The sequence below is a fragment of the Chitinophaga pinensis genome (assembly GCF_007896845.1).
Taxonomy (GTDB): domain Bacteria; phylum Bacteroidota; class Bacteroidia; order Chitinophagales; family Chitinophagaceae; genus Chitinophaga; species Chitinophaga pinensis_C.
The window spans coordinates 245,903-259,766 of record NZ_VOHS01000004.1 but is presented as its reverse complement, the minus strand read 5'-3'; the positions used below and the strand labels follow the sequence as shown (position 1 = coordinate 259,766).

8 protein-coding genes are annotated in these 13,864 nt (G+C 45.6%); 6 read left to right on the top strand and 2 right to left on the bottom strand.

All coding sequences use genetic code 11. The features are described from left to right. Nucleotides 1-8: 8 nt before the first annotated feature. Entirely contained in the window at nt 9-1,019 is a 1,011-nt protein-coding gene (locus FEF09_RS06055; RefSeq protein ID WP_146304280.1) for a dipeptide epimerase, read from the bottom strand. A gap of 107 nt (nt 1,020-1,126) precedes the next feature. Here FEF09_RS06055 and FEF09_RS06050 point away from each other — a divergent pair, with 107 nt between their 5' ends. The 5 genes from FEF09_RS06050 to FEF09_RS32720 all read left to right on the top strand — a co-directional run bounded on the left by FEF09_RS06050 (nt 1,127) and on the right by FEF09_RS32720 (nt 10,197). Beyond that, the gene (locus FEF09_RS06050; protein WP_146304279.1) at nt 1,127-1,732 is read left to right on the top strand and encodes an RNA polymerase sigma factor; all 606 of its coding nucleotides are present in this window, start codon (nt 1,127-1,129) and stop codon (nt 1,730-1,732) included. Between the two features lie 57 nt (nt 1,733-1,789). Next, nucleotides 1,790-2,983, top strand: coding sequence for a FecR family protein (locus FEF09_RS06045; RefSeq protein WP_146304278.1), 1,194 nt, complete (start codon nt 1,790-1,792; stop codon nt 2,981-2,983). Nucleotides 2,984-3,307: 324 nt separating this feature from the next. After that, nucleotides 3,308-6,613: a SusC/RagA family TonB-linked outer membrane protein gene (locus FEF09_RS06040; protein ID WP_186774206.1), complete on the top strand. Its 3,306-nt coding sequence runs from the start codon at nt 3,308-3,310 to the stop codon at nt 6,611-6,613. A 10-nt stretch (nt 6,614-6,623) separates the two neighbouring features. Next, nucleotides 6,624-8,024 carry a RagB/SusD family nutrient uptake outer membrane protein gene (locus FEF09_RS06035; RefSeq protein WP_146304276.1) on the top strand — a complete coding sequence of 467 codons (1,401 nt, stop codon included), beginning with the start codon at nt 6,624-6,626 and terminating at the stop codon, nt 8,022-8,024. Between the two features lie 25 nt (nt 8,025-8,049). Further along, nucleotides 8,050-10,197: a redoxin domain-containing protein gene (locus FEF09_RS32720; protein ID WP_146304275.1), complete on the top strand. Its 2,148-nt coding sequence runs from the start codon at nt 8,050-8,052 to the stop codon at nt 10,195-10,197. Nucleotides 10,198-10,357: 160 nt separating this feature from the next. On the opposite strand, the gene dnaK is transcribed toward FEF09_RS32720, so the two are convergent. Further along, on the bottom strand, nt 10,358-12,262 hold the full coding sequence (gene dnaK / locus FEF09_RS06025; protein ID WP_146304274.1) for a molecular chaperone DnaK: 1,905 nt from the start codon (nt 12,260-12,262) through the stop codon (nt 10,358-10,360). A gap of 249 nt (nt 12,263-12,511) precedes the next feature. Between dnaK and FEF09_RS06020 the strand changes: the two genes are divergently transcribed. Next, entirely contained in the window at nt 12,512-13,861 is a 1,350-nt protein-coding gene (locus FEF09_RS06020) for an acyloxyacyl hydrolase (protein ID WP_146304273.1), read from the top strand. The last annotated feature ends 3 nt before the right edge of the window (nt 13,862-13,864 follow it).

Sequence of the window (13,864 nt, the reverse complement as noted above, 5' to 3'; positions counted from 1 at the left end):
ATGGGTTTTTATCTTAATAAGGCGCCGGTACCGGGCCTGTCAGCATAGATAATACGACCGTCTACGATCTTCACGCCGTCAGCGGTGTCTTCTGCCAGCAATAGCGGACCATCCATATCCACATAGTCCAGATAAGGCAACAGGTGCGCCACGGCAGAAGTACCTACTGTACTTTCATTCATACTACCCGTCATCACCTGCATACCCAACTGTTTGGCTTCAGCGATCATGCGACGGGCAGGCGTAATACCACCACATTTGGTGAGTTTAATATTGATACCATGAAACAGTCCTTTACACAAGGCAACATCCGCTTCCGTGATACAGCTTTCATCTGCGATAAGCGGCAAAGCGGATTGTTCATATACCCGTTTCATCCCTGCTATATCAGCAGCCGGCATGGGTTGTTCTATAAACTCAACACCCAAAGACTTAAACGCAGCTGCATTACGCAGGGTTTCCTCCACTCCCCACGCACAATTGGCGTCTACACGGAAGACTGCATTGGTATGCTTTCTTAATTCTTCGATGATTGCAATATCCTCTTTTGTACCCAGTTTGATCTTATAAATCGGCCATGGAAACTCTTTTAATTTATTGACCATATTCTCCACCGTATCTATACCAATGGTATAATCCGTCATAGGGTTGTGGGAAATGTCAAGCCCCCATACTTCATACAGCTTCTTCCCCTGCTTTTTCGCATAGAGGTCATGCGCTGCCAGATCGATGGCACAAAGGGCGAACAGGTTATCTTTAAACAAGGGGAACAGTGTCTTCCACAATTCCTCCGGTGTATCGAGTGTGTAGCCTTCTATCAGGTCTCTGTGTGCATTGATATCTTCCATCAGACGCGGCACCGTCATATTGTAGTACGAGTTGTCGGCTGTTTCTCCCAGTCCGCTAAGACCATCCTGTTCCAGTTTAACGACCAGTAATGGCTGTACATCTTTGGATTTACGCGAAATGGTGAATGTATGTTTAAACTTAAGTTCAAATGGGTATAGTGTCAATTGCATACCACAAAATAAAAATAAAGCGTCATAAAAAAAGGGGCTAAAACTTCCCGGACGTTTATTATCATTGTATCAGCTTACGTTTTTCAGGTGTTATATAAAATCGTCATTTGCCGATCAACCAACCATACGACGAGAAAGAGCTGCTTCTACGTCTGGAAGCTGACGATAAATCAGCATTCGACACGATCTATTATCGTTATGAGCAAAAGCTAAAACTATTTCTGTCCCCTTTTACAGGAGGGGATAGTCACCTTGTTGACATTATTCTGCAGGATGTATTTGTAAAACTGTGGTTGAAAAGGAAAGAGCTCGGTGGAGTCGCCGTACTGGAATTTTACCTGCAGCGTATGGCTAAAAACAGACTGTTAGATCACCTGAAGCTGCGTGATATCAGGGAAAAGCATAACAGGACCTATGCCGATCTCCAAACCGATGCAGGAGATCATATCGGAGAACAATTACAGCTAAAGGAATATTTGTCCATCGCGCGGGAGGGTATCGCACAACTCCCTTTACGTCGTCGTATTATCTTCTCCATGAATGTATTGGAAGGCTGGTCTATCGATGAGATAGCCAGTCAGCTACAGGTATCAAAAGATGTGGTTAAAAAACAACTGCAACTGGCCAAAACATTTGTCAGGGATTATATATCAAAAAATGGGGATCTCCCCGGTGCTATTTGTCTTGCTATTCTGGTGCTACCCACTTTTTAATTTTTTTTTCGTCCCCCCATCCCTTTTACTTTTCGACATTCGTCTTATATAGTGTATATGATTAACAAATCGGAGATATTAGCCAGATTTGCCCGTAACGAGGTGAGCGCTGAAGAGCGTGCAGCCTTTCATGCATGGTTGCAGACGCTTACGCCTGCGGAGATGGCGGCGTTGATGGATGAATATGGAGAAATGCTTGTCCATATAGAAACATCTTCTGCTCCTGCGGATGAAGCGTTGTTAGCGGCCATCCACCGGGAAATATCAACTCAGGAAGTCGCTGAGCCAACACCGCTTATACGCCGGATAGCCCTGCGCAAATGGGCACAGGCAGCAGCCGTAGCCCTGTTGCTGGGTGTTGGGATTTATTTATGGGAAGCACGCCAGACGCATCCGGCAGCGCCACCGGTGGTAGTACAAAATACTGATATCGGCCCCGGAAAGGAAGGCGCATTACTTACTCTGGCTGACGGGTCAGTCATTACACTTGAAAGCGCACATACCGGACAGATCGCTCAACAGGGAGGTGCTACCGCCAGCCTGTCGGGAAATAGTCTGGTATATGATAAAAACGGCCGGGAAGACGTATATAATACTATGAGTACACCTAATGGCAGACAGTTTCGGCTGGTATTACCTGACGGCACAAAAGTATGGCTGAACGCTGCCAGTTCTATACGTTATCCCACACTGTTTTCAGGGAAGGAACGCCGTGTATCTGTAACAGGGGAAGCTTACTTTGAAGTCGCAGCCAATGCAGATATGCCTTTCAGGATAAACGTGCGTGATAAAGCTGAAATAGAAGTGCTCGGTACAAATTTCAATGTGAATGCTTACAATAATGAAGAAACAATCAGTACGACCTTGCTGGCAGGCTCCGTACGTGTATTATCAACTAATAATAAAGGAGTAATTATCAAACCTGGCCAACAGGCACAGATCGCCAATCTATCTGGCATACAGGGTAATCAGCACAATACAGGCATTGAAGTGATTAGTACAGATGTGGATAAAGCAGTCGCGTGGAAAAACGGCTTATTTAATTTCGACAACGTGCCATTACAGGAAGCCATGCGTCAGTTAGAACGTTGGTACGACATCCGCATCGTATATGAAAAAGAGGTACCAGATATCAGGCTGGCCGGAAAAATGACAAAACAGGTGACGCTTGGTGGACTATTGATCGTGCTGGAAGAGCTGGGCGTACATTGCAAACTGGAAGCTAATACGCTGACCGTATCAGCAAAATGATATGCACCACTGTTCGTAAACGGGCCATCTATGCAGAGAACAGCCATATAACGGACAATACCAAAACCGGAATCAAAGCGGGTAATATATTGACCGCTTTTATATAAACAGGAATCAACCTTTAATAGGAAAACCGTCACGGGGGCAACCGCGACGGTCAAGTATTCAGTTGGTTCAAAAAACGGTTCCCTAACCACTTTTTTAACAACCAAATCGTTGCAATTTATGCAAAAAAAATGTGTGTTCCGCATACCGCGGAGCTATTGCCCGTCTGCGCGTCCGGGGGGATGGCGGGGTATTAACATCAACCAAATCAGGAGGGTCATGAGATTAACCGGCATGCTGCTTTTTGTAGCTTTTATCACTGCCTATGGGAACGGAGTAGCACAGCGTGTTACTATTTCCGGCAAAGCCTTCACATTAAAACAGGTATTTACCGTCATCGAAAAACAAACCGGGTATGTTGTGCTTACCAACAAAGAATTGTCTTCACAGGAAAAGACTTTTTCATTGTCTGTTACCGATATGCCATTAAAAACATTTCTTGATAAACTCTCTGGTGACCAGTCACTGAAATACATTATACAGGATAAGACGATCGTGTTATCCCGCAATGCCTCTCCTTCGCCAAACACAGCCACAATAATAATGCTGGCACCAGAAAAACCTTCTCTTTCCGGTCAGTTACTGGATGAGAAAAGCAGAGAACCTGTCATCGGTGTGACGATTCGTATGAAGCATTCCGGTCAGGGTACTACCTCAGATGCATCGGGACGTTTCTTCCTGCGCGACCTTACAGAAGATGCAGTGCTGATCGTATCTTCTGTAGGTTATGCGCCTTCGGAAATACCTTATAAAAAAGTAGCCGCATTACCTGCAGGAGACACTTATACAGCAAATGGCATCAGGATCTTCAAACTAAATACAGGCGGCATCGTCATCTATCTTTCCAGAAGCACCAGTAATCTCGATGAAAGTGTAGTAGTTGCATATGGTACCACTACGCAACGTTTCAATACAGGTAGTGTTGTCAGTGTGAAGGCGGAAGAAATAGAAAAGCAGCCTGTCAGCAATGTGCTGGCTGCATTGGAAGGCCATGTAGCCGGATTATTTATTTCACAATCCAATGGCGCTCCCGGTAGTCAGATGAAAATATCTATCCGTGAGCAACAATCTATCACCAGCGGTAAGCTTCCCTTATTTATCATCGATGGTGTTCCTTTTGTAGAAACCCCTATCAACCTTGTTGGTGGTTCTACTTCTCAGGCAAGCGGCGCTACAGGATATGTTGACCCGATGAACTCTATCAATCCGGCTGACATCGAAAGCATCTCTGTACTGAAAGATGGCGATGCCACTGCAATCTATGGTTCAAGGGGAGCGAACGGTGTAGTGCTGATCACTACCAAAAAAGGGAAAGCTGGCGATACCCGATTTGATGTGAATGCGTATACCGGTGCAGGCAGGGTCACTAATATGGTCCCCATGATGAATCTCCAACAGTATCTCGCAATGCGTCATGCTGCTTTTGCCAATGACAACGTACAACCAGATCGTTCCAATGCACCTGATCTCACGCTTTGGGATACCACCAGAGGAACAGATTTCCTGAAGAAATATATCGGTAATACTGCACATCAGACGGAGATCACAGGTGCGCTTTCGGGTGGCAGCCCTTATCTGCGGTATCGCTTTTCAAATACATGGAGACATGAGTCTACCGTATTTCCGGGCGACTGGGGATACAACCGTTATGCCTCACATCTTAGTGTGGATAACACCTCTCGCAATGGTAAATTCTCCGTTACTGCAACCGCTTTATACACTAAGGAATCCAACAATCAGGCAGCGACTGACCTTACTTCCACAGTCGCTAAATTATCACCTAACTATGCGTTGCATAACAACGACGGTACTTTAAACTGGACTGGTGGCTTTACCAATCCGGAGTCCTATCTGATACAATCCTCTAAATTCAAATCAGATAATCTGCTGGCAAATGCAGTCTTACGTTATACGATCATTCCGGGATTAAATGCAAAGATCAGTGTAGGTTATAACAAGATCTCACAATCTACCGAAAACTATCAGCCCAAAGCTTCACTCAACCCTAACAGTGGCTCCGGACAATCAATGGCATCCTATTCATCCAACTACATAGAAAGCTATATCGTAGAACCGCAGCTGGACTATACGAGAGCACTCGGACGTGGCCGTCTGAATATACTGGCGGGTGGCACCTGGCAGCAATCTGATTATGCACAGCCTTATTATGTCACTGCAACCGGTTTTTCAAATGACAGACTGATGAGCTCATGGGTTGCTGCATCTACGATCCTTTTCAAAAGCAGCAGCTTTACTGAATACAAATATGTTTCCGCATTTGGCCGTCTGAACTATGTACTGGATGACCGTTATCTGTTCAACTTCACCGGTCGTAGGGACGGTTCTTCAAGATTCGGTCCGGGACGTCAGTTTGGTAACTTTGGTTCCGTTGGTGCAGGCTGGATATTCAGCAGTGAACCGTATGTGAAAACTGCCCTTCCATGGTTAAGCTATGGTAAGATCAGAGGGAGCTACGGTACTATTGGTAATGACCAGATCAATGACTATGGTTATTTATCCACGTACGGCAATACCTTTTATGGGTACAATGGCTCGGGTATTTATCCTGTAAGAAGTGCCAATCCAGACTATGGATGGGAATCAAACAGAAAGGTGGATATCGCGTTGGAAACAGGCTTACTGAAAGATCATATCCTGTTTACAGCTTCCTGGTTCTCCAGCCGTACGGGCAATCAGCTGGTAAATATCCCCTTAGCTTCTCAGTCTGGCTTCTCCTCTTATACCGGCAACATGCCTGCACTGCTACAAAGTTCAGGATGGGAATTCGAACTGAAGACGACCAATGTCAGTTTGCAAAAGTTTTCGTGGAACAGCTCCTTTAATATCACGTTTCCGCGTAATAAACTGCTTGCATTTCCCGGACTGTCCACTACTGCTTACGCTTACGTCTTCATGGTCGGAGAGCCCATTGGTACCGATAATGGCTATCATTACACAGGATTGCAGGATGGCATAGCCACTGTGGAAGATCTGAATAAAGATGGCAAGTTCACGCAGGGACTGCATCAGACCATCAATGGAGACTATAATATCATTGCGCGTGCAAGTCCGGATTTTTATGGAGGATTCAGTAATACGTTCCGTTATGGTAAGTTCCAGCTGGATGTTTTTATGCAGTTCGCCAAACAAAAAAAACAGGACTTCCGCGGCGCATCAGGCGGGTTTCCGGGCGGATTGGCCAATCAGGATGCCGACATCATTAAAGATGGATTTAAACCAACTGTAACAGTAGGCGGACCGGCAGCATATGCTTATCAGAATTATTATCTCTATTCAGATGGGGTTTATTCAAATGCAGCCTTCATACGCCTGAAGAATGTGAATCTCAGCTATGAGTTACCCACAGCATGGGCAGCAGCCGCCAGATTGAAATCAGCAGGTGCTTTTATCAGGGCACAAAACCTCTTTACCATCACCAGTTATTTCGGCTTTGATCCTGAGACAGGAGGTACTGTGTTGCCTCCGCTGAAACAGATAGCAGCCGGTATTCATTGCTCACTTTAAACATCCGGGAATGAAAAAACAGCTTTCTATATATACTTCCATTTTACTACTCGCCGGAACAATGATGACCAGCTGTAAAAAGCTGATCGAGATAGATGCACCGGCTGATCAGCTGGTGACCAGCAGCGTCTTTCTGGACACACTCACGGCGGATGCCGCTCTTACAGGTATGTATTCGAGAGCAGCCAATCCTAATCCGGGTACGGATATCGGGACAGCGACCAGTATGTTCAACAGTATGTCCGCTGATGAAACGTACTGCTATATTTATAACTTCTATGATGATTTTACCAACAATGCCCTGACGCCACAGATCTATTATGTGGATGCTTTATGGGGTACCTTGTATAATAACATCTTCACTGCTAATTCAGTCATTACAGGACTAAGCAACTCTTCCCTGCCAGAGACTTATAAAACACGTTGTACGGCAGAAGCTAAGTTTATGCGTGCATTGAGTTATTTCTACCTCGTCAATGAATTTGGAGCAGCACCATTGGTCATGTCTACAGATGTACACAATACCACCAGACAGCCACGCGATAGTGCAAACGTTGTATACGATCAGATAGAGAAGGATCTCACCGAAGCGCAACAGGCATTGCCTGCAACACTTGACCTGTATGGCGGTAAAAGGATCCGTGCAACTACATGGGCAGCGAATGCACTGCTGGCAAGAGTATATCTCTACAGGGGCAAATGGCAGCAAGCTGAAACTATGGCGACTACTGTCATCAATAACCCGGGCTTATTCCGTTTGAAGGAAGATCTTAGTCAGGTTTTTCTGGCAAACAGTGAAGAAGGCATCATGCAATTTGTCAACGGCATCACCAGCTCATGGCTGGCTAACAACTTTGTACCCTTTGCGGCCAGTCCGACGCCAAAATTTGTCATTAAGGATGGCTTGTACACTGCCTTCGAAACCAGCGATAAACGTAAAGACAGCTGGATAGGTATCAAAACCTATGGCGGCGTTGATTACCCTTATCCGGCTAAATATAGATATATGTCAGGTGTTGGCGCAGTAGAATACATGCAGGTATTACGCTTATCAGAGCAGTACCTGATCCGTGCAGAAGCGAGGATGCGGCTGCAGAAATTTAATGAAGCAGCAGCAGATATTAATATCATCCGCGCAAGAGCAGGCCTGTCAAAAACAACAGCAACAGATGCGCCTTCATTAACGACAGCCATTGAGCATGAACGCAGAACAGAATTTTTCTGCGAATGGGGACAGCGCTGGCTGGACCTGAAACGCTGGCCGGGTACAGCGAATACATCTGTTACACGGGCTGACGAAGTACTATCTGCTCTCAAAGGAAATATGTGGCAGGCAACCGATGTTTTTTATCCTATCCCACAGTCACAAATCAATGCCAATTTAAACCTTAGTCAAAACCCAGGATACTGATCATTAAAAAAATCAATTGTTTACCATGCGTTATCATTTATTCAAACATACAATTCCGCTTATCACACTGCTGATAGGATCACTCGCTGCGAAAGCACAGTCAGGAGCAGGTTCATTTACGTTGAAAGGACAGGTAGCTGCCAATAAATATCCTGCAGTACTCTATCTCGACTATGAAGTGGGAGATAAGAACTGGGTACATGACTCTGTGATGCTGAAAGATGGACACTTCAAATTTACAGGCAAGCTGAAAAGACCGGTATCCGCCAGACTGATATTTAAGAACCAACCCGGTTACCGGTATTTCTACCTGCAACCGGGCACGGTAGAAGTGAATACAACCGGTTCTCTGGATAGTGCGACCGTTAGCGGAAGTCCGAATACGACCATACAGGACAATTACTTTAGGCTCCGGGAAAACCAGTCCGCTATCTTCGCAGGGCTCCGTAACAGGTCCTTTTTCAATCGTGGCAATCAGGATACGCTGGATGTTGTAAAAGCAGAGACGGCGGTCGCTCAAAAGCAGTATGTCCGTATACTGGCGGATCTGATCAGGCAAAATGCTGACGCTTATGCTTCATGGGATATAGTCTATAACTGTCGTATTGCGATGGATCCGGACTTTATAACGCCTCTGTTTGACGCTTTGAGTCCGAAGTTTAAAAATGCCCCTGAAGGTAAAGAACTGGCTACCCAGATCGCTAATGTCAGAAGAGTCATGGAAGGTGCACCGGCACCTGATTTTACGCAGTCAGATGTGAAGGGGAACCAGATCAGTCTTTCCTCTTTTCGCGGCAAATATGTGCTGGTAGATTTCTGGGCAAGCTGGTGTGGTGTATGCCGTATGGAAAATCCTAATGTGCTGCGCGCCTATAATGTTTTCAAAGACAGGGGCTTCACCGTGCTGGGCGTATCGCTGGATGATTCTACCCAGCATCAGAAATGGCTGAAGGCTATTGAAGAAGATAATATGCCATGGCAGCAGGTATCAGATCTGAAAGGCAGGAATAATATGGCTGCCTTACAGTACGGTATAAGAGGCATTCCCCAGAATGTACTGATCGGTCCTGATGGTGTTATAGTAGGAAAGAACCTCCGGGATAAGGATCTGATGAACAAGCTGATCACCATCTTCGATAAGGGTTATAATATGCGGCTGGAAGGCGATATAAAGGGCTTTAAAGACAGTATTATGATCTTCTCCTATAACAGGGACAATGTTCAGATACGAGATACTGTACCCGTTAAAAACGGACAATTTAGCTGGCTGGCATTGATGAAGGAACCGCAGGCGGTACAGGCGATCAGTCTCCCGAATCATCATATGCTACGATTCTTTTCGGATATCGGCTACCTGCAACTCTCAGCAAAAGCTGATTCACTGGCGGCATTCACGTTGAAAGGCTCCGCCTTGCAGGATGAAGCCAACTTCTTTAAAGCTTCTGTAAAGACCATTACTGATCAGCAGACGGAAGTAGTAATGAAATATTATGCGGCGAACACCAAAGAGGCACAACGGCCCTATAAAGCGCAAATGAAGACCTTACAAAATGAATATAATGACCGTGTCAAAAAGTACATTCAGACCAACTTTTACAGTCTGTATGCTCTGCAGATGGTAAAAGACATGGCGGAGGATCTTACAGGTCCTGAATATAGTGAAGTGAATCCGCTTTTCATGTTACTGCCTGAAGTAGTACGCCATACGCCTACCGGAAAGTTAGTCGCGGATAAGATGCCTGTTATAAAAAGACAGGCTATTGGCGAAGCAGTTGCTGATTTCTCTCAGTCTGACAGTACCGGCAAAAGTGTGTCTATGGGGGATTTTAAAGGCAAGTATGTGCTGGTGGATTTCTGGGCCAGCTGGTGTGGTCCTTGTCGTGCAGAAAACCCCAATGTTTTGAAGGCATACGATGCTTTCAAAGCCAAAGGATTTACGGTAGTGGGTATTTCTCTGGATACGGACGCATTTAAATGGAAGAAAGCCATCCATGATGATCATATGCCGTGGACGCAATTATCTGACCTGAAGGGTTGGAAAAATGACGTGGCACAGTATTACGGTGTAAGAGGTATTCCGTGGAACATGCTGGTAGGTCCGGATGGTAAGATCATCGCTAAGGGACTAAGGGATGAGGAGCTAATGAGCAAATTATCGGAGGTCATGCAATAATACAAGTTTCTCTTTTTAATAGTCATAAACCAACCAACCGTTAAACAGCTGTCCGCCGAAGGCGCGACGGCTGTTTCTTTTTATGAATGTCATATAATGCAAGAAGCCGTCCACCCAAGGTGAACGGCTTCTCTATCCTAAATATCCCTAAGCTGTTTGCTTATTTTACTTCTTCGAATTCAGCATCGGTTACGCCTTCGTTGCCGGCTGCGCTACCTTGTGGCTGACCTTCTGCACCTGCACCACCGTTAGCCTGTGCTTCCTGTGTTGCTTTGTACAGTTCTTCAGAAGCTGCTGTCCATGCATTGTTCATTTCTGTAACAGCTGCATCTACCTGAGCAACATCGCCGCTCTTCTGTGCTTCTTTCAGTTTGTTAAGAGCAGTTTCGATTGTGCTCTTCTTATCCGCAGGGATCTTGTCACCGTATTCTTTCAGCTGTTTTTCAGTCTGGAAGATCAGGCTATCTGCCTGGTTCAGTTTCTCGATCTTTTCGCGTGCTTCTTTATCTGAAGACTCGTTAGCTTTCGCTTCTGCCTTCATTTTTTCGATCTCTTCTTTGCTCAGACCACTACCTGCTTCGATACGGATGTTCTGTGTTTTACCAGTTCCTTTATCTTTTGCAGTTACGTGCAGGATACCATTCGCATCGATATCGAAGATAACTTCTACCTGAGGTACACCACGTGGTGCTGGTGGAATACCATCCAGAATGAAGCGACCCAGTGTACGGTTCTGGCTGGCTAAAGGACGCTCACCTTGCAGTACGTGGATCTCAACGCTTGGCTGGTTATCAGCAGCAGTAGAGAATGTTTCTGATTTTTTGCTTGGAATTGTTGTGTTAGACTCGATCAGTTTAGTGAACACACCACCCATGGTTTCGATACCCAGAGAAAGCGGGGTAACGTCCAGCAGCAATACGTCTTTTACTTCACCTGTCAATACACCACCCTGAATAGCAGCACCGATTGCTACTACTTCATCCGGGTTTACACTTCTGTTCGGTTTTTTACCGAAGAATTTTTCTACCACTTCCTGAATCTTAGGGATACGGGTAGAACCACCTACCAGGATCACTTCATCAATTTCAGAAGGGTTCATGCCTGCATCTTTCAGCGCTTTACGGCAAGGCTCCAGTGTTCTTTCTACCAGAGTATCTGCCAGTTGCTCGAATTTAGCACGGCTCAGTTTTTTCACCAGATGTTTAGGCACACCGTCAACAGCGGTGATATAAGGCAGGTTGATTTCAGTTTCCTGAGAAGAAGACAGTTCGATCTTTGCTTTCTCTGCTGCTTCTTTCAGACGCTGCCATGCCATTGGATCTTTGTGCAGGTCAACCGCTTCATCTTTCTTGAACTCTTCAGCCAGCCAGTCCATGATCACTTTATCAAAGTCATCACCACCTAAGTGAGTATCACCATTGGTAGATTTTACTTCAAATACACCATCACCCAGTTCGAGGACGGAGATATCGAATGTACCACCACCTAAGTCGAATACAGCGATTTTGCTATCAGCGTGTTTTTTATCCAGACCGTAAGCCAGTGCCGCAGCAGTTGGCTCGTTAATGATACGGCGTACTGCCAGACCAGCGATCTCACCAGCTTCTTTAGTCGCCTGACGCTGTGCATCATTAAAATAAGCAGGTACAGTGATAACCGCTTCAGTCACCTCCTGACCCAGATAGTCTTCAGCAGTTTTCTTCATTTTCTGAAGGATCATTGCTGAAATCTCCTGTGGAGTATATAATCTGCCGTCAATATCGATACGTGTAGTGTTATTTTCGCCACGTGCTACTTTGTAGCTCCAGTGAGGAATTTCATTGGATAATTCGTCAAAATGACGACCCATGAAACGTTTCACTGACATGATAGTGTTTACCGGGTTAGTGATTGCCTGACGTTTTGCAGGATCACCTACCTTTCTTTCACCATTTTTTAAGAAACCCACAACGGAGGGCGTAGTTCTGCGTCCTTCATCATTGGCAATTACTACCGGTTCGTTACCTTCCATAACGGCAACGCATGAGTTGGTAGTACCTAAGTCAATACCTATTATCTTTCCCATAATTATAAATATTCTCGCTTGTAGTTGTAGATAGAATTTTTGTCTCCGTGGTAGCAAATGTCAATGATTATGCCAATGGATCTGTCATGCAATAATGTCAGTTTTCAATGTCAGTTAACCGCCAGATACTGGCAAAAGCGATCATGCGACTGAACAATTTTCATGAAAAAAGGTTTGTAAGGTAACCCAGGGGCATCATTATGCCCGGGCGAGTAATGCAAATACAATTATTTCTAACCCTGAACGATTATGAAAAACTCCACTTTTTTCCGGGCAGCCTGTATGGTAGCCCTCTTTACCCCCTTATGCAGTATAGCCCAGACCTCTATCAATGGTCCGATTTTTACTGATGGTCCCGGTTACCGCCGCTGGTCGGTGGGTATAAACGGGGGATTGCTGGCTCCGGTAGCGCCAACGGGTGGCAGCAACGATTTCACAAAATGGAAAGCCCAGGCTGGTTATGGCGCCTATGTAAAGTACCAGATTTTACATTCGCTGGGCATTCAGGCCAATTATACAGGTGGCAAGCTGGCAGGCAATAATGACCGCAAGTTGGGGAATGATAAAACACCAGACAGAGAAGTTAACTCCTTCGAAACCAGCCTGAAGTGGTCAGCCGGCCTGAGCGCTGTAGTCAATGTGGCCACCATTAACTGGATGTATAAAAAGAATGCCGTACAGATATATGTATCTGCAGGCGGTGGATTGGCAGGCTATTCTCCTAAGATCAGTTCTCAGGTGGAAGGCGGTACCCTGACAGATTATAAAAAGGATGGTACCATTAAAGAATTCTATGTGCCTATCGGCGCAGGTCTGAAATTTAAACTCTCAGAATCCGTGAACCTGGATCTGGGATATACCATGCACTATGTAGATGGGGATAACCTCGATGGTTATAACTATGGTCCCAACCGGGATAAATTCTCTTACGGTTATGCAGGTCTCGAATTTCCGCTGGGTAAAAGATCCAAACCGGCGCTCAACTGGCAAAACCCGGCAAGGGTAATGTATGATGAACTGGCACAGCAGAAAGCCAATCTGCAGTCTGAACTGGAAGCCTCCCGTGCGCTTAATACCAAACTGACCGCAGATGTGGATAAGCTGATGGCAGATGCCGACGGCGATGGCGTATCAGATTATTTTGATAAATGTCCGGGTACGACTGCAGGCACCAAAGTAGATGGCAGTGGCTGTGAATTACCTAAAGATACCACGCCGAAACAGATCATTACCAAAGTGACCATCACAGAAGATGACCGTCGCCTGATCAAAGATGCGATCCAGAATCTGGAATTTGAAACGGCTAAGTCCAGCATCAAAGCCAACTCCTACCCTTCACTGGATAAGGTGGCAGAAATGCTGCGCACGAAAGGATTCAGTCTAAAATTAGGCGGTCATACAGATAATGTAGGTAATGCCACCAAAAATATGGCCCTATCCAAAGACAGGGCGGAATCTGTGAAACAATACCTCGTTGAGCATGGGGCTAATCCGTCTAAGATAGAAGCAGTAGGTTATGGCGCCAATCAGCCGATTGCCAGCAACAAGACAGCTGCGGGCAGACAGAAAAACAGAAGGGTTGAATTCACCATATATTAGAAA

Coding starts and splice junctions, on each gene's coding strand:
- FEF09_RS06055 (WP_146304280.1), bottom strand. CDS start 1,019: ATGCAATTGACACTATACCCATTTGAACTTAAGTTTAAACATACATTC.
- FEF09_RS06045 (WP_146304278.1), top strand. CDS start 1,790: ATGATTAACAAATCGGAGATATTAGCCAGATTTGCCCGTAACGAGGTG.
- FEF09_RS06040 (WP_186774206.1), top strand. CDS start 3,308: ATGAGATTAACCGGCATGCTGCTTTTTGTAGCTTTTATCACTGCCTAT.
- FEF09_RS06035 (WP_146304276.1), top strand. CDS start 6,624: ATGAAAAAACAGCTTTCTATATATACTTCCATTTTACTACTCGCCGGA.
- FEF09_RS32720 (WP_146304275.1), top strand. CDS start 8,050: ATGCGTTATCATTTATTCAAACATACAATTCCGCTTATCACACTGCTG.
- dnaK (WP_146304274.1), bottom strand. CDS start 12,262: ATGGGAAAGATAATAGGTATTGACTTAGGTACTACCAACTCATGCGTT.
- FEF09_RS06020 (WP_146304273.1), top strand. CDS start 12,512: ATGAAAAACTCCACTTTTTTCCGGGCAGCCTGTATGGTAGCCCTCTTT.